The organism is Streptomyces deccanensis (assembly GCF_022385335.1).
Taxonomy (GTDB): domain Bacteria; phylum Actinomycetota; class Actinomycetes; order Streptomycetales; family Streptomycetaceae; genus Streptomyces; species Streptomyces deccanensis.
Genome location: NZ_CP092431.1, coordinates 5082503 through 5099736 on the forward strand (window position 1 = coordinate 5082503; position 17234 = coordinate 5099736).

General features: G+C 65.8%; 14 protein-coding genes and 1 pseudogene. 6 read left to right on the plus strand and 9 right to left on the minus strand.

The window, feature by feature from the left end; all coding sequences use genetic code 11:
• The first annotated feature begins 259 nt into the window (after positions 1–259).
• The 3 genes from L3078_RS22690 (at position 260) to L3078_RS22700 (ending at position 3730) form a co-directional block, all read left to right on the plus strand.
• The gene (locus L3078_RS22690; protein ID WP_239755808.1) at positions 260–1372 is read left to right on the plus strand and encodes a LacI family DNA-binding transcriptional regulator; all 1113 of its coding nucleotides are present in this window, start codon (positions 260–262) and stop codon (positions 1370–1372) included.
• 201 nt (positions 1373–1573) lie between these two features.
• Positions 1574–2668 (plus strand): metallophosphoesterase, encoded by a 1095-nt coding sequence (locus L3078_RS22695; RefSeq protein WP_391803261.1) that lies wholly within the window; start codon positions 1574–1576, stop codon positions 2666–2668.
• A 183-nt stretch (positions 2669–2851) separates the two neighbouring features.
• Positions 2852–3730 (plus strand): hypothetical protein, encoded by an 879-nt coding sequence (locus L3078_RS22700; protein WP_239755810.1) that lies wholly within the window; start codon positions 2852–2854, stop codon positions 3728–3730.
• 92 nt (positions 3731–3822) lie between these two features.
• Here L3078_RS22700 and L3078_RS44620 read toward each other — a convergent pair.
• A pseudogene (locus L3078_RS44620) lies at positions 3823–3954 on the minus strand (thiamine biosynthesis protein ThiC); the annotation flags it as partial.
• A 152-nt stretch (positions 3955–4106) separates the two neighbouring features.
• Between L3078_RS44620 and L3078_RS22705 the strand changes: the two are divergent.
• Positions 4107–5597: a recombinase family protein gene (locus tag L3078_RS22705; protein ID WP_239760425.1), complete on the plus strand. Its 1491-nt coding sequence runs from the start codon at positions 4107–4109 to the stop codon at positions 5595–5597.
• A gap of 137 nt (positions 5598–5734) precedes the next feature.
• On the opposite strand, the gene L3078_RS22710 is transcribed toward L3078_RS22705, so the two are convergent.
• From L3078_RS22710 to L3078_RS22725, 4 genes are all read right to left on the minus strand, one after another.
• Complete coding sequence (locus tag L3078_RS22710; RefSeq protein WP_239760426.1) at positions 5735–7105, minus strand: replication initiator; 1371 nt, start codon at positions 7103–7105, stop codon at positions 5735–5737.
• A gap of 292 nt (positions 7106–7397) precedes the next feature.
• The gene (locus tag L3078_RS22715; protein ID WP_009331928.1) at positions 7398–7595 is read right to left on the minus strand and encodes a hypothetical protein; all 198 of its coding nucleotides are present in this window, start codon (positions 7593–7595) and stop codon (positions 7398–7400) included.
• Entirely contained in the window at positions 7592–8896 is a 1305-nt protein-coding gene (locus L3078_RS22720) for an FtsK/SpoIIIE domain-containing protein (protein ID WP_239755811.1), read from the minus strand. Before L3078_RS22720 ends, L3078_RS22715 begins: the two co-directional genes overlap by 4 nt.
• Entirely contained in the window at positions 8896–9243 is a 348-nt protein-coding gene (locus L3078_RS22725) for an SCO3933 family regulatory protein (protein WP_009331900.1), read from the minus strand. Before L3078_RS22725 ends, L3078_RS22720 begins: the two co-directional genes overlap by 1 nt.
• 165 nt (positions 9244–9408) lie before the next feature.
• Between L3078_RS22725 and L3078_RS22730 the strand changes: the two genes are divergently transcribed.
• Positions 9409–10188, plus strand: a complete 780-nt coding sequence (locus L3078_RS22730; RefSeq protein ID WP_239755812.1) for a GntR family transcriptional regulator — start codon at positions 9409–9411, stop codon at positions 10186–10188.
• Between the two features lie 410 nt (positions 10189–10598).
• Here L3078_RS22730 and L3078_RS22735 read toward each other — a convergent pair whose 3' ends face one another.
• Positions 10599–10898: a hypothetical protein gene (locus L3078_RS22735; protein ID WP_239760427.1), complete on the minus strand. Its 300-nt coding sequence runs from the start codon at positions 10896–10898 to the stop codon at positions 10599–10601.
• A 327-nt stretch (positions 10899–11225) separates the two neighbouring features.
• Complete coding sequence (locus tag L3078_RS22740) at positions 11226–11783, minus strand: ATP-binding protein (protein ID WP_239755813.1); 558 nt, start codon at positions 11781–11783, stop codon at positions 11226–11228.
• A gap of 206 nt (positions 11784–11989) precedes the next feature.
• On the opposite strand from L3078_RS22740, the gene L3078_RS22745 reads away from it, so the two are divergent.
• Complete coding sequence (locus tag L3078_RS22745) at positions 11990–13366, plus strand: NsdA family TPR-like regulatory protein (RefSeq protein WP_239755814.1); 1377 nt, start codon at positions 11990–11992, stop codon at positions 13364–13366.
• A gap of 3 nt (positions 13367–13369) precedes the next feature.
• On the opposite strand, the gene L3078_RS22750 is transcribed toward L3078_RS22745, so the two are convergent.
• A complete protein-coding gene (locus L3078_RS22750; RefSeq protein ID WP_239755815.1) occupies positions 13370–14284 on the minus strand; it encodes an aminoglycoside phosphotransferase family protein in 915 nt (304 codons plus the stop codon).
• 936 nt (positions 14285–15220) lie between these two features.
• Positions 15221–16882: a hypothetical protein gene (locus L3078_RS22755; protein ID WP_239755816.1), complete on the minus strand. Its 1662-nt coding sequence runs from the start codon at positions 16880–16882 to the stop codon at positions 15221–15223.
• Between the last annotated feature and the right edge of the window lie 352 nt (positions 16883–17234).

Sequence of the window (17234 nt, forward strand, 5' to 3'; positions counted from 1 at the left end):
GGCGCACTGCTCAGGAACGCACGCGCCGGTGGCTCACGCCGTAGCGCGCATCACCCGTCCAGGTGAGTTGAGACCTCTTCGAGACATCAGCTACTTGGCAGGCCCATGCGCGTCGACAAGTCACGTCCTTACCTGGGATCACACAACTCCCTTGCAATGCAAGGAAATTGACCCTTTGCGACCTTGCAGAAACGTGCCTGTCAACGAGTGCATATGCGTCCGCACTACCCCACCGCATGAGCCCTACTATCGGCTCGCCATGACAGCAGCAGGGAAGCACCAGGTGAGCCGCGCGGAAACTCCCCGCCGAGGCAGCCGGTCGGGCCGGGCGGGCATCCGGGACGTGGCCGCCGCCGCCGGAGTCTCCATCACGACCGTTTCCGACGCCCTCAACGGCAAGGGCCGGCTCCCGGACGCCACCCGACGCCATGTACGCGAGGTCGCCGACCGACTTGGCTACCGCCCCTCGGCGGCCGCCCGAACTCTCAGAACCGGCAAATCGGGCCTCATCGGCCTGACCGTGACCACCTACGGGGATGAACCTTTCACCTTCACCGAGTTCGCGTACTTCGCGGAAATGGCGCGGGCCGCCACCTCGGCCGCGCTGGCCCGGGGCTACGCCCTGGTCATCCTCCCCGCGACCTCGCGACACGACGTGTGGTCGAACGTCGCCCTGGACGGCACCGTGGTCATCGACCCCTCCGACCACGACCCGGTCGTCAGCGAGTTGGTCCGCCAGGGATTACCGGTGGTCTCCGACGGCCGACCGGCCGGCTCACTGCCGGTCACCGCGTGGGTCGACAACGACCATGAGGCCGCCGTCCTCGGCATCCTCGACCACCTGGCCGACGCGGGCGCCCGCCGGATCGGGCTCCTCACCGGCACGTCGACGGACACGTACACACATCTCTCCACCACCGCATACCTGCGCTGGTGCGAGCGCGTCGGACAGGATCCTGTCTACGAGGCCTATCCGGCGCACGATCCGTGCGCCGGAGCCGTCGCGGCCGACCGACTCCTGGCCCGGCCGGACCGCCCGGACGCGGTCTACGGCCTCTTCGACCCGAACGGCACCGACCTGCTGGCCGCGGCCCGGCGGTACGGCCTGCGCGTCCCCGACGACCTGCTGCTGGTCTGCTGCAGCGAGTCGGCGGTGTACGCGACCACCGAGCCGCCGATCACTACGCTCTCGCTGAAGCCGCGCAGGATCGGCACGGCGGTGGTCCAGCTCCTCATCGACGCGATCGAGGGGGTCGAATCGGACCAACCGGTCGAGCAGGTGATACCGACGGAGTTGATCGTGCGGACCTCGTCCGAGCGGCGTCCACCGCGTACGACGGTCAGCCCGCCACGATCACCTGAAGCGGGTTGACGCCCCACTTGAGGATCCGAACGGGAATCGGGCGGGGAGAGCCCCGCCCAATTCGGGAGAAAACCGCGGTGAACTGGGGCCCTGCGCCATTTCACCACCCCTGGGTCATCACACGGCGCGATCCGCATTCCTATGATGGGCGCACACACCGCGCGGGCCGCTGCGACCAGGCAGTCCGACGCGGTGCAGATGCGGGCGATGGTGGTGGAGGGGTCGATGACTCAGGGGGCCGGTCAGGGACCCGAGGTGCGGACGCCGACGGTGCGCGATTTCCGCGTGCCCGCGTACGTCCACGAGGCCGGTCCGTACGGACACTCCGCGGACCCCGGTGAAGCCTCCGGGCCCGCCGAGGACCCTGAGGGCTACCCCGACGGGTACACCCCGACCCAGCGCGACCTTCCGGTGATCAACCGGGGCGACACGCTCCAGGTCGTGATCGACCCGGAGACCACGGCGGTCGAGCCGGCCTCCGACAGGCCGAGCCCGCTCTTCGTCGTCGGGGACGTCCACGGCTACCTGGACGAGCTCCTCGCCGCGCTCCACGAGAAGGGCCTCGTCGACGCCGCGGGCAACTGGTCGGCGGGCACCGCCCGGCTCTGGTTCCTCGGCGACTTCACCGACCGGGGCCCGGACGGCATCGGCGTCATCGACCTCGTGATGCGCCTGTCCGCCGAGGCCGCCGCGGCCGGCGGCTACTGCAAGGCCCTCATGGGCAACCACGAACTTCTGCTGCTGGGCGCCAAGCGCTTCGGCGACACCCCCGTCAACTCCGGCGCCGGCACGGCCACCTTCCAGGCCGCCTGGCTCCTCAACGGCGGCCAGAAGACCGACATGGACCGCCTCCAGGACCACCACCTCCAGTGGATGGCCCGTCTGGACGCCATGGAAGAGGTCGACGGCCACCTCCTGGTGCACTCCGACACCACCGCCTACCGCGACTACGGCGACTCCATCGAGGCGGTCAACGACACCGTCCGCGAGACGATCACGCGCAACGACCCGGACGAGGTCTGGGACCTCTTCCGCAAGTTCACCCGTCGCTTCTCCTTCCGCGACGAGGGCGGCGCCGATGCCGTGCGCTCACTGCTCGAGACCTACGGCGGCAGCCGCATCGTCCATGGTCACAGCCCGATTCCGTACCTCCTGGGAGAGGTCGGCTCGGAGGACGGCGAAGACGGAACGGGCCCCTCGGTCGACGGGCCGTACACCTATGCGGACGGTCTGGCCGTCGCCATGGACGGCGGTGTGACCATGGCCGGAAAGCTGCTGGTCCAGGAACTTCCGCTGCCTACCTGAGCCGTCAACGGGCAGGCGTCCCCCGTCGGAAGACTTCGCTGGCCAGGGGCCAATTTCTTCAAACCCCCTGTCACCGCCTGCCGTCACCGCTCTACCATCGGCTTATCCGTAGCAGGCTCCCCTCCGTTTCTGCCCGACGGCTCGTCAGCATGCCGAGCCACAAGCCCTACGGAGCATCGGGGGATGCACATGAACAGCGTTCCGCAGCACCTGCTCAGTGAGGACCGCCAGGAGTACGAGCGGATCCTCGGCGAGGCGCTGCGCTCCGCACCACACCGCCCGGAATTCGCCGCAGGCCTCCAGCGGCTCAACCTCGAACAGCTGCGCACCATGGCCCTCAACGCCTCGGCGATCATCACAGCCGCCGCGGCGACCGAATACCAGTACTACGTCAAGGTCCGCGACGAATTCCGCAGCCCGTCGTCGGCCACCACGCCCGCCGCCGAGGGGACGGCGTCCGGCTCCAGCGAGCCGGACGGCTCCACGGTGGGTCTCGCGGCCACCATGGGCGAGGTCACCGAGGCGGCGGGTGCGGGCGCCGGTGCCGTCGCCGCGGTGCTCGCTCCGGTCCTCGCCGGGACCGCGGCGGTCCTCTTCCTGCTCGTCGGGTACGTCATGAAAGTGCTCGACCCCGACCGGGCGATCGCCGAGACCCTCCTCACCACGGGCTGGGTCTTCGGCGCGGTCACCGCGGCGGCGATCCTGGTGGCCGCGGTCGGCCTGCTGCTCACCGCCCTGCGCAACAACGCCACCGCGCTCCTCGACGACGGAGCGCGCAGCGAACTGAACGAGGAGTTGACCCGGGCCAGGGACGCCTGGCGCGAGGCCCTCCTGGAGCGCGGCATCCTGCCGTTCCTCCGCGACGCCCTCGCGAACCCGGGCCCGGCGCTGCTGCTCGAGCCGGACCGTCCGGCCCCGCCCAGCCGTATGCCGCACCTCGGTTACAACCGCCCGAGCTTCAGCAGCAGCCCGGAGAGCGGCAGCGCCGCCTCCCGGCCCAGCTACAGCAGCCCTGACTTCTCCAGCCCGGACTTCGGCGGCCCGGAGCACCAGCCGGACTGACGCCCGGCCTCCGACCACCGCCCACCCGCGGCGGCGGGAGCCGCGCACGAACCCCACTTCTCGGCCGTGCGCGAAGCTCCCGCCCACGTACTTCAGTCCGCCATCGGCAGATAGACCCGGTTCCCCGCCTCCGCGAACTCCTTGGACTTCTGGGCCATGCCCGCCTCGATCTCGGCCCGGGAGCCGCCGTGTTCGCGGCGGATGTCCTGGGAGATCTTCATCGAACTGAGCATTACTTAACCCCACACATGCGCTACGGTCGTTCCACCAGTCCGTTCCGTGGACCGAGGGGGACCCAGTGGGCAAGCGCGAAGAGGTCATCAGCAGGTTGCGAGGCGTACCTGAGGGACTGCCGTCCGTCGAGGAAGTCCGCGCCATGGTGGCCGCCGATCCCAACCTCAAGTGCGTCGTCTGCTACGCACGGATCTCGTTCGACGGCCGAGTGAAGGACGCCCACGGCATCGAGGACCAGCACCGGGACATGACCGACGCCGCCCGCAGGTTCGGGTGGTTAGTCGTCTACCGCTACACGGACAACGACAAGAGCGCCAGCAAGGAGAGCGTCGTCCGCGACGACTTCGAGCAGCTACTCAACGACCTCACGGCCGGTACGACTCCCGAGGGGTATCCCGTCCACGGCGTCATGGCCGTGAACGACGACCGTCTGTACCGACGCCCGAGTGACTGGGAGCGGTACCTGAAGGCGTTCACCTCACACGAGGACCGCGTCTACCACGACTCGAACGGCAAGCAAGATCTCTACGCGGAAGGGTTCGAGATCAAGGGGCTCGTCGGAGTCGCCGTGTCTCTCGGCGAGACGAGGAAGAAGCAGCGTCGCAGCAGGAACAGTCACCGCAGCCGGGCGATCCGAGGGCAGTCTGTAGCCGCATGGCGCCCCTTCGGATGGGACGACGACAAGGAGACGTTGCGTCCGCAGGAGGCGGAGGCGATCCGGACGGCCGTGCACGACGTGATCGCGGGTGCCTCGATCTCGGAGATCACGCGTCGGTGGAAGGAAGCCGAGTTCATCACGAGTCGCGGCAACCCCTTCCAGTACCAGACGGTCAAGCAGGTCCTGATGAACGCGCGTCTCTGTGGCTATCGGGAGATCAAGGGCGAGATCGTCCGCGACGGCGACGACCAGCCCATCGTGGGCGAGTGGGAAGCGATCATCACGCCGAAGGAATGGTTCGCTGTCACGGCCAAGATCAGGGAGCGGGGCGGCGGAACCGGGATGCCGCGCGGTGGGCTGGTCCACAAGTACCTGCTGACCGGCATTCTCAGGTGCGGCAACGTGCTGGAGGACGGCACGGTCTGCAACAACAAGATGATCGGCATCAAGGCGAACGACTGGCTCAAGTACCGGCACGCGTACATGTGCAAGAAGACCGTGGACGGGGGCTGCAACAAGACGTACAAGCGAGGCGACAAGACCGACGAGAGCATTGAAAGGCTGGTCGTCGCCAAGCTTGTGAGGGATGCCGAGAGCAAGGCTCAGGACGTGCCGGACTGGGACAAGGCCGATGCGTTGGAGCGAGCGATCAAGAGCCGGAAAGAGCTGGAGCGTCGTTGGCACGACGACGAGGACACCGACATCGACGACGAGGCGTTCTTCCGCAACCTCCCCGTCTTGGAACGACGGATCAAGGAATTGCGGGCCGACCAGGCCAAGCACGCGGCCTTGCAGGCGGAGGCCGAGGAAGCCCGCGAGGACATCGCGAAGTCGTGGGAGTCGAAGACGCTCACGCAGAAACGCGATGCGATCAAGAAGGTCTTGAGCGCGATCGTCGCCGTGCCGGGTGGGAAGGGCAACAAGACCTTTGATCCCGAACTCCTCAGGCCCGTGTGGAGGACTTCCGGCGAGTGAGTCGAAGTCCAAGGATCTCCCCCACGCTGCGTAGCTGATCATCGGAGAGTGGGGGAGATTCGCGCAGGTGCCGCTCTATCCATGCGTCGACGGCCGCAGCTTCCTGGCGCTCCGCGTCGGCGCTCGTCGGCCGAGGGCTACTCAGACGGCATCACCATCCGCGTGCGGGAATCCTCCCGAGCCAACTCGCGTGCATGGGCAAGGTCAGCCGCAACACCAGCAGCGATCAGCGCAGCGCCCGGAGAATGCCCGGACCCGACGTAGCGCCAGTGCGCATCAGTGACCGTGGTGCCCGACGGGATGTCGTGGCCGAGGTGTTCGGCCCGGTCTGCCCGCAGGGCCGCGTACGTCGTCGAGTAGGCACGGGACTTGGTGAGGATGTGGCCGCGGTAGCCGACGGTGTGGGCCCAGGCGCGTAGGTGCAGGGGTGCGTACTCGGGGAGGCCGCCGAGGTGCCAGCACGTACGCATGAGGGTGCGGATGTGGCTGCTCACGGGTGCCATGTCGATGTCGTCGCAGGTGGAGAGCTTGTGGTCGGTGCCGGCGCCCGTCTCGCTCGCTCCTTTGGTGACGTACTTGGCGACATACGCGGCTACAGCATCGTCTGCGGGCGCGTCGCCATCGGCGTGCAGGGGACGTACGTCGATCTGGGTGCCCCAGCGGAGGGCGAGTTCGCCGACGGCGGGACTGTAGGGAGTGCGCACGAGGACCCTCTTCGCGGAGGCCCGTACAGCGTCGGCGATGTGGTCGGCGGTGCCCCAGCCCGGAGGTTCGTCGCTGGGTCCGGCGGGGCCGTCGAGGCGGACGACGGCGTGCACGTGGACGGCCGCCCGCCTCTGGTACTCGGCGACGCGGGCGAAGGACAGCCGGGCGTGGTCGGCAAAGCGGGACTGTACGAGACCCGCCGAGGTGGCGAGGTGTCGCCTCACGCCGATGACGAAGCGATCCCACAATTTGCCCGCGTGCGCGTGCCACAGGACATGGGCTGCGTAGTCGTAGCAGTCGGTGCAGAGCGGTTGACCGACGGCAGGAGAGTCCGGGGCGTGGACGGCAGCACAGCCCGAGGGACGCCCGTGTTCGCAGGTGCCGCGGTCACGGCGGGGACGGCATCGGTCGTCTCCGGTGCGGTGGACCGGGCCGAAGGAGGGAGCAGTGAGGGTGATGAAGAGCCGGGGACGATGGCGGACTGTGGCCGGGACGTTCTTGCCGCCGGTAAGACCCGCGCGGACGAGGTGGAAAGTGTCGCCTGCGTGGAGTCGGGAGCACGGGGCGCAGACGGTTGCGCGTCTGTTGCGGCAGCGGACGAGGAGGCGTTCGCCGGGTTCGTTGCGAGTGTCGTAGTGGTACAGGATCTCGCCGGTCGTGCCGTCCAGGGTGGTGGTTGAGCCGGAGAGGTGGACGGGGTGGGCGCAGCCACCGGTTGCGGTGACCTGGTCCAGCCAGCGGGCGAACTGGGGATCTTGGGTGAGGCGGATTGCATCGCGATCTGTTTCGGGGAGCTGACGCAGGCGCGCCGCGCGGTCGAGGACGGCGCGCCTGTCAGCCGGGGTGTCTGCCGGGATAATGGTGGGGCCCTTTCGGGGTGGGCCGCCGAAGCGGCACGGGTGAGGGATGGTCGTGCTCGGTGGGGCATGGGGATCACCTCCGTTGAGCGGGTGGAATGGGTGGGTTCAGCGGATGGTTCCGGTCCCCCGGCAGACGCGGCAGCGGTGGCGTCGGCCGGTCCAGGTCCTACGGGCCCCGTCGCCCTTGCAGAAGGGGCACCTCACGCGCGGCATGGGCATGTCTCGCTCCGTTCTGTCAGGTGTGGGAGAAGCCGGTGATCAGCCAGGTGACGAAGCCGTGCACGGTGTAGATCACGGGCGTCTGGCCGAGGTAGAGGCCGAAGAGGCCGACGCAGACCGCTTCCCAGGCGCGGACGTCGCGGGAGCGGACGAGGAGGACGGTGATGATCCCGAAGATCACCGCGAAGGTGAACGCAGTTCCTACGCTGATCACTTGTCGTCTCCTTCCAGTGCCGCCAGAGCGCGGCCGAGGGCGGGCAGTTCCGGGACCATTTCCGCGTGCTTTCGGGCGGTCGACACGGCTTGTTCGGTCGTCGTGAGGTGGGAGCGGGCGCGACTCCAGCCGCCGTCAGGGGCGGTGCAGACGGCCACGCCCTGTTCCTCTGCAGTGATCGACTGAGCGACGGCCACGGCGTCCTTGTTCAGGTCGCCCAAGGTCATCTCGGCCGTGCCGGGGTCGTTGACCCGGTGGCAGATCCGGCCGCCGAGTTGCGCCCGCAGGGCGGTGACGCCGGGCCCGAGGTCGGAGCCGACGCGTTGCCCGGCGACGACCAGGTGCAGGCCGAGCGCGGCCCCGAGCTGGGCCAGGCGTAACAGGAGCGTGGAGCACTGTTCGGCTTCTGCCTTGCTCTCGCGGGTGCCGTCCGAGAGGTACAGCTCTGCGATCTCGTCGACGATGACTACGACCGGGACGGGCCGGAGCTTTTCGGGTAGTTCCCAGATGGAGCGGACGCCGGCCGACCGGCAGGCCGCCATGCGGTCCTGCATGTCGACGACGAGTGTGCTGAGGACGGCGACCGCTTCGCGGCGGCAGGTCGCGATGGCGCTCAACCGTCCACCGAACAGGCCGAGTTCCATACCGCCCTTGCAGTCGATGCCGACCAGGGCGACGGGTTGCGGTGCGAGTTGAGCGATGAGCCGGGCCAGCAGGGTGGACTTGCCCGACCGGGTCGCCCCCGTGATGAGCCAGTGCGGGACGAGCCGCAGGTCCATCACCCAGGCGCCACCGCTTTCCAGTGCACCGATGAGGGCGGACAGCAGGGCAGCGGGCGCGGTTGCTAAGCCGGGCCGGGCCAGCGGATCGGATGCGGTCGCTGTCAGGAGCACGAGGCCGCGTTCCGGCGAGGTGACCCGCACCGCGTGCACACGCCAGGCGTGCACGAGCGCGTCCGCCGCTTTCAGATACGTCGCCGGGGTCTGCCCCGCGTGCAGCCGTACAAGGACGGTCAGGCCCATGCGGGTGGCACGCGGGAAGGAGATCCTCGGAGCGATCGGCCGCAGTGGATCACCCTTGACCACCACGTCCCCGAGCAGCCCGCGCGGCGGACGCTTGGAGATGGTGAGGTCATTGAGCATGGCGACCTTGCGCCAGGTGAACATCACCCGGCAGGCGGTCACCGGATAGCCGGCCAGGAACCAGTGCCAGAGGGGACGGTGCCGACGCACCAGGTCACCCACGACAAGCACCCACGCCAGTACGGCGAGCCCGAAGGCGAGCACGATGGAAGCGCTCATCACGCGCCACCGCCCTTGGCCGGTACCGGAGCTGCGTGCACGGGCGTCACGGCGTCGGCGCGGAAACTGATCCCGTGCCGGTCACCCATCGCCCAGGCGAACGCCGTCAGCCCGGTGACCTTGACGATCTGCCCTTCCTCGATCCCCTTCGGCTCACCGCTCACGGCGATCTCGATCACGGAGATCCGCCGCCTGTCCTGCCGCACGGTGACGGCCACGGTGTAGACGGGGTTGCCCTCTCGGTCCCTCTTGACCTCCTGCGTTTCGGAGTTACTGATCTTCGCCTCGGGCGCGATGGCGCACCGCAGTACGCCCAGTCGCGCCGTGTCCACGGGAATGGACTGCATGTTGTTCGGCCTCCTTGGCCAGTTCGGACGCCCATCTCATCCAGACGTCACTTGTCCTTACGAGTTACGACTATGGAGTGCTGTACGGCGAGAGAGCAACTACTTATGCTGACGAGTGACGTCGATTGTGCGACATGTCTATGACCTCAACCCGAAGGTGTCGAGATGACAGAGATCCAGCGCCCCGGAGCCCTGTACCAACAGGTCGCCGCCGCCATCCGCGAAGCGATCCTGTCCGGAGAGTTCGCGCCCGCTTCTCTGCTGCCATCCGAGGCACAGCTCATGGCCCGCTATCAGGTCTCGCGCCCGACTGTCCGCAACGCCATCGCGGCTCTGCGCGCGGAGGGCCTGATCGACGTCCGGCACGGCAAGGGCAGTTTCGTACGCTCCGAGCCCCAACCCGTCGTCAGCCTCTCGGGGCATGTAGGACGAACGCCCGAGGCGCGTTTCGTGCTGCACGGTGTGGCCACGTGGGAGCAGGCCGAAGAACCAAGCACCTACCGCACGCACGCCACCGAAGCCACAGCACACCTGCTGGAACTCGAAGCCGAGGAAGCACTCTTCGGCTGTGACCGGCTTCTGACCGACCCCGCCACCGGAACCCGAGCCATGCACCGCACCCTGATCCCATTCGCGACGGCGGATGCAGTCCCCGACCTCGCGGAAGCACCGGAGACCGAACCCGCGACCGTGTACGCGATGCTGGCGAAGGTCGGACACGAGCTGTGGTGGTCCGAGACAGTCCGCGCCCGCATGCCACTTCCCGACGAGCGCACCGCGTTGCGGCTGCCCGATGCGACCCCGGTCCTGCATCTGTCACGAGTCACGTGCGGCACCGACGACACCCCGCTGATCCTCGAAGAACTCCGCATCGGCGCAGACCGTGCCGAACTTGCCTACCGGATCACCGCCGACAAACAGCCCGCCCGGCGCACCCGCAGCTGAGCACCGACACCGATCGGTCGAATCTGTCTTCACTTCCTCAAGGGCGCGCCTGCGGCGCGCCGGGACGCCCGGCCGCCCCGGCCGGGCGTGCGGCGTGACCGCCGGTCCCGTCCGGACGCCGGTCGCCCCCGACCTCAGCCCGCCCGAGGAGGTAGAGCGTCGACCGGCCGTCACTAGCCGGGGTCTGCGTGGCCGAGGGTCGACGGCCTCCGAGACTTTAGGCAGCTCCCATGGGGCGAGCCTCGAAGAACAGGGGGCCAATCGGGCACAACCGCGGGCAGGGCAGGTGCCTGCCCGATTCGCCGGGCGAGCGTAAGGCCCCCTGTCCACTCGCCCCATGGCAGCTACCGCCCAAAGTCTCTGCGGCCGGCGACGTGCCCACGCGCACCGCTCATCAGCGAAAACGCCACTCATGGGGCACCGCCGTCGCCGTCCGCGACTGCCTCCAAGATCCCGGCGAGGCGGTCCACGGCATCGGGCCATGCCACCAGCCGCACGACTCCGCGCCCCTCCTCGTCGGTCGCTGCAATCGCCCGTGACTCCGATAACTCAAAACCGGCGGCCAACAACGCGCGGTTCACGCGGTCGGCGGACTCCCGAGCTACGCGCCAGCCCGCCAGGTAGTCGACGCCCGGAACCCACAGACCGGGCTCCACTCCCCGCACGTCGTCGAGCCCATCTCTCAGCCAGTCCTCACCCGCACCCGTCACTGCATCCACCTCAGCCCAATCTCACGTGATGGTTCGTCAACTCCCGTGATCCAAGGGCCAGTAGCGACGCAACGCGACGGCCCCGGTACCATCAGGCACCGGGGACCGTCGCGTCCCCTGCCGGGCCACCCTTCGCTTTCCAGGGCTGACGGGGTGGCCCGGTCTCGGTATGTGGTTGTGAGGCACGGCCCCCTTCTCGGGTGGGGAACCCGGATTTCTGAAGGGAGCCGCGCCTCTGGGCCGGGGAAGGTCAGTCCCGGCCCGACTCCGGGTCACCGTCCGCTCCCGATCGCGTAGGAGCAGACCGGCACGGCGACCCGGCGTTTGTCAGCCCCACCTCTCGGACCAGAGCCGCTCAAGGTCCAGGCGGGCCCACACGTGCTTGCCCCCGCCGCTCCGGGGCGACCACCACACCGCGTCAGCCAGGCGCTGAACGATCAGCAGCCCACGGCCCCGATCCGGCAGCAGCGCCTCGGAGAAGTCACCAGCCAACTCGGGCGAGATGAACTCACCCGCCGCCAGTTCAGGCGGAGTCGAATCCTCATCACCGACGCCGATGATCAACAGCTCCGGGTACGTCATCAGCGACACATCGATACGCCGTGCAGCACCCGGCAGCGTGAGCCGTTCGTCCGGCACCGCGTGATGGACGACGTTGCCGACCAGCTCGGACACGATGAGTACCGAGTCGTCGACCGCGTGCGGCAACTTCCAGGTCTCCAGGTAGGAGCGGACCAGGTCCCGCGTGGCCTTGACGCAGTCCGGTGACTCGGCGAAGAGCGTCAGCGCCCGGAAGTGACCAGTGGACGGGTCGTGTGCCGAGCGGCGGCGCGGGGGAGGCACCTCCGAGGCATTCGCCAAGCGTTTGCTCTGCTGCGTTTCCACCGCATTCCCTCCCGAGCATTGACGAGCCCTGTAGCTCGCCGAATTGTGCCGACCAGTGAACGACGCAGAGGCTGTGACCGGGAGCGTTCACCAGGGGGTTCACGTGAACACCGGCAAACGTGATGGGGGTTCACCAATGAACCCCCAAGACAGTGCGGCTGTGACACGATGAACACTCGCTGTCATTCTCGGGTTGGCAGGGGAGCATGAGCCGAGAGCCGAACGCGCAGTTGATCGCCGTCATGGACGCGGCTGGAGTCTCGAACAAGGGTCTCGCCAAGCGGATGCGCGATGCCGCAGCGCAACGGGGCATCCCTCTCGGGACGACTCATGTCGCCGTGCAGCGATGGCGAGACGGCGCAGGCATCCAGCCCCAGACAGCAGCGATCGCAGCCGACGTGCTCAGCACCAAGTTAGGGCGCCTCATCACACCCGGCGATCTGGGATTCTTCGGCCCGTCCCGCACGCCTGCTGCCCAGCCGATCAGCTACCCGAGCGATGTCAGCGACGTTCTCTCCGTACTGGGGGAACTTGCCGACGAACGAGTCGAGGCACCTGCCGGCGATGCCCTGCCTGTCGCGGATGCTGATCTCAGTTCAGCCGTCTTGTCGTGGATGATCGGGCGTCCCGACGGCGTCCAGGCCGACAGGCCAGGTCACCAGCGGGTCGGGATGCGTGACGTGCGCGCGATCAGAGACGCAGCCGACATGTTCATGCAGCTCGACTTCAAGTACGGCGGAGGCCACGGTCACAAGGCGCTGCGCCACTACTTCCGCCACGAAGTCCTGCCCCTACTGGACACCAGCTACAGCGAGAAGGTGGGCACCGCGCTGTTCGGTGCCGCCGCCGAGGTGTCCCAGTTGCTCGCATGGACCGCTTACGACACCGGAAACCACCGACTCGCGCACCGCTATCTCACCTCCACGCTGCGCCTGTCGCAGGTCATCGACGACCGCATGTTCGGCTCCCGCATACTCGGCAACCTCAGCCACCAGGCCAACTACCTAGGCAACCACGCCCAAGCCATCCAGCTTGCCCGCGCAGCCGTCGAAGGCGCCAAGGGCCGGGCAACCCCACGAGCCATGGCGCTCAACTCAGCGATGGAGGCCCGCGCACTGTCGAATGCAGGCGACCCAGTCGCGGCCGGCCGCGCGATGAACGAAGCAGAGCGCCACTTCGAGCGTGCCGACGGAGCCGAGGACCCGCTATGGCTCGGATACTTCGACTCCGCCGAACTCATGGGCGAGATCTCCCACTGCTTCCGAGATCTCAAGATGCGCCGCGAGTCGCTCCAGGCCGCACAGCGCGCGGTCGACGACACCGACCCAAAGTACGCCCGCACCCTCGGGTTCTGCCGCATGGTGCTCGCCCAGAGCCACCTACTGAACGGCGAGCTGGAGGCCGCCGTCACAACCGCCAGCCTGGCCGTCGACGGCGGAGACAGCCTCCAATCCTCCCGCTTCCAGCGCTACGTCACCGACTTCCAGGCCGAGGTGAGCATCCACGCAGCAAACCCGGTCGTGGCCGCCTTCAACGACCAGGTGCAAGACGCACTCGCCCGCCTGGAAGACGACGACGAGTAGCGGCTACCAGGGACGCCAGTCCCGAGGCGCATCGTCATTGCGCAGACCAGCGATGCGCCGGCGATACTCAGCCGCCGTCTTCTCGTCCTCCTGCACGTTCTGCATGAGCCACGTCGTCATCCCGAACTCTTGCAGGCCACGCAGCGTCTCGTAGCCATGCCAGTCGTACAGGTCCCGCCCGTACGCAGCCACGAAGTCGGCGTACTGAGCGTTGGTCTGCCATCCAAGACTGTGGTGCTCAACAGCCGTGACCATCAGATCCCACTCCGGGTGATCGAAGCAGAAGGCCTCGAAGTCGATCAGGATCACGTGCCCCTGGTCGTCCACCATGAGGTTCTGCACGTGAGCATCCCCATGCACAGGGCCCTTGGGCGTCTCGAACCGCAGCTCGGCGTACTTGTCCCGCAGCTCCCGCCAACGCTTCCGCAGAAAGACCTTGTCATCCTCTGGAATCAAGGCCCGGTCCAACCGCAGCTCTTGCTTGTCGAAGGGGTCGAACGAAGGCAGCTCAAGCCCCTCAGGCACCGTCAGGGAGTGCAGATCCCGAAGGATGCCCCCCAGCTCCCCGTAGGTCGCCTTCCGATCACCTTCGACGATCAGATGCCAGAAGGTCACGGGGTGACCATCGATCATGAGCGGCTGCTCAAGATCCCCGACGATGCGCGCCGCGGGGAACCCTTCCTCAGCCAGCCACCGCGAAACGGCCACCTCTGTACGTGCCTTGGGCAGCCACTCCCGCCCACGAGCCACGCGCACGATCACCGGCGCCGAAGCCAGCCGGAACAACGCGTTCTCCCCGAGCCTGATCAACTCCGCGTCTCTGTCGTAGAGCCCCGCCGCCCGGCACGCGGCGACCATCACCCGCGTAGCCCCCGCCGACGTGAACCCCTCTTCCGATCGAGCAGCGTCAAACGCCATGCCCGTACCAGCTCCCCTAGTCGCGCACGATCAACTAGCGCACGCCCACGGGTGACCAACCCGACGCACGCTCAGACACGACCTTGACCGTACCGAGGATCTTCGGCTGAGAGCGAGACCGGCACCGATACCGGGCAACCATGCGTCAAAACCGGGCCACCGCCCTGGCGGGTGCACGAGGTCCAGCCATCCAAAAGCGCCTTCCCAGACGGACCCTGGCGTAGGCAGCTATCGTAAAAGAGTCCGTTATGAGGCCTTCGGAGATCATCCGACTTAGGGTTCGCGCTCTGACGGGGACAATTTCGCTAATCGCTTCCCCTTCTCCCGGATCTCCAAGAGCTGTAAGAGTGACACAGTAGAGCCCGACTGCGTGGGCCAACAATCCCGTGTCCGGATGCAATGTCCCTAGTGACACAACACTTCCCCTCTTAACTGAAGCAGACATTTCCTCGCGTGCCTCACGCTCAATGTCACGTTCCGGCTCGGAACACTCAGCAAATCCCCGAGGAATCTCTAGATGCCAAGAGCGGGTTGCGTGCCTGAAATGCTTCAATAGGACGATCTTTCCGCGAAAGATCGGGAGAAATGCTATCCCAGGGAGGGTGCTGTGTGGCACTATCCTGACATAGGTTCCTGTGGTCCCGTTGGGGAATTCGACAGGATCTCGCAACGTCATGAAGTACGGGTCCTGGTAAACCACTCCTACTTCAGCCCACGATTCCGGCATCCCTTGCCCCAAGAGATGCTCTTTCATGCCTCTCTCTATCTCGGCTACGCGGGGCAGATCTTCCACTATTTCATACGTGGGCCCCGCAGAATTCTCGAAGAGATCACCACGGTTATCCCGAAGCACTTCATAGTAGCCTCTGCTACGTCCGCCTATATCCCGCGTAGCAGCATCCCGACAGGACTCACCTTTCATGTCGGGACTCATACTTACGTCCCTTTGTCTTCTTGTGAGGGCTCCGCGTAAGCATCATGCCCAGGGTAGTTATAGTAGCCGCGCTCCCTGGCAGAATTAATGGTTTCCATCTGCAGATCACGAAGGTGCTGGGCGTTAACCTTTTGTATCCTCTTCATTCCGCGAACTAGCTGTGAACGACGGAAGTCAATCTTCGCCCAGTCGAAGGCGTACAAGCCAATCTCGACTGTTACTTCGACAGCGCCCTCTCCAGCTGGCGCCAGTTCGACGATATCCGGGGGAGGGGCAATAGGAACGAGGTCCCCCATATGAGAGAAGAACCCCAGGAACCAACTTCCCCACCGATATATCTTGGCTACGGCAATGGCTCGCTCGCTTCGGGTCTGCTTGCCGCTTTCCAGGGACCAACTAGCAAGCATCGCCTGGAACGTCTTGTACGTGTCATATATTTCTGTCAGGGTTTGGTCATTTTGGGTTTGCGCATACAGGTTTTTCTCCAGCGCCTCTATCATCGCTTTCCACTCAGGGCTATCTCTGAGAAATACGATGTCGGCGTGGGTTAGCTCGCTCGGGTCAGGCACTGCTAGTTGAGCGGTCTGCTGAAAAGCATCCCAGGTTCTCCATGTATCAAGCAAATGTGCTCGCTCAGCTATATCTGTGAGTTCTCCTTCAGCATCTGGTATCGAAACCGGAGGACCACCAAGGGGCCATGCAATTCTAGCCTCAAAGGGGGTCGGGAAGCCCTGAGGCACGTACGAGAGAACTCCAATCTTGCTGGGAAGGTTCGAATTATAGACCAGATCTATCCACTGCTTGATTTCATACGTGAATTCATCTGTCCTGTACCGGCTTGTCACTGGATTCCCGTAGGTGACAAACTTCTCGTACATCTGCCCGCGACGCACCAATCCGTTCTGCTCACTAACCCAGTCCGCTACGCTCCTTATCTTCGCGGCGAGCCGGCTGATGCGTTCTGCTTTTACATGCTTATGCGCCTTAGACAACAAAGCTTTGGCAAGTACTACACGAGCAGACTGCCTCACCGAGTCATCTCCACTCAACTTGGAGAACTGCATGCCAAAGTTGAGGGCCATTTCTCCAACTTCTACTTCGTGAGCGCTGACCTCGTGTAGAGATTCTTCTTCAGGCTGGGAGGTATTTTCGCGCTGCTCAATGTCACTGAGGCCACCGAGTCGAGCACAGGTAAGTTCAGATGACTGCAAGGTACTAGCCAGGCGCGAGATAGCGTTCTCGCCATGCGGCAGTACATCAATTCCATCCGGCTTCTGGCTAAAATCCGTCTCCTCGAACAGAAATGGCACGATCACCTCACCGCTCATCAGCTCAGCAAGGTACTGTCCGTCATCGGACAAGGCTGCCCCAACCAGCATTGGGGTGTTCCAGAACGCAGTACGATTTACAATCACGTTCCTAGAAAATAGAAGTGATCGCATATATTCAACGCGCTGCACGTCGCCGTACTCCTCGGGCGCATCCGAATCTTCTACACCTAGTCGCCCCTGATCAACGACACTGTCCAATAGCGCCTTCAAAGAATCTCCCGCCTGCGAGACAGTTCCAAAGAGCTCTCTGGGGAGGAATTGGTTATCTAGGCATTGCGGCACTGTGCTGAGCGGTCGCGTTACAAGTCGAGGTTCCACTACTCTGGTGGCCATTACGGGCTCCTTAAGGAAAATGCCAGAATCCCCGACAGCAGAACAGATCAGTCCCGCAAACTCATTGTTCCCATGAGCCAAACTCATTGTTCCCATGAGCGTCGAACTGCCAGGGGATCAGCGCCATGACTATCACTGCCGACTCACTCTGGGATGCATCGGCAAAGGTTGGTCGCCGACCCGTCGATGCCTCTTGTCTGGCAGAAGGCTTCTTCCTCCACGTTACGACGGTTCGCAGCTTCTGGCATCTACTAGAGGCCCGCATGAGCCAGACGCGGTCCGTGGCGAGCAACGCAGCATCTTGAGGCAGCACTTGAAGAACGAGCGTGGCCGCAGATGGGGTCGTGTCCCG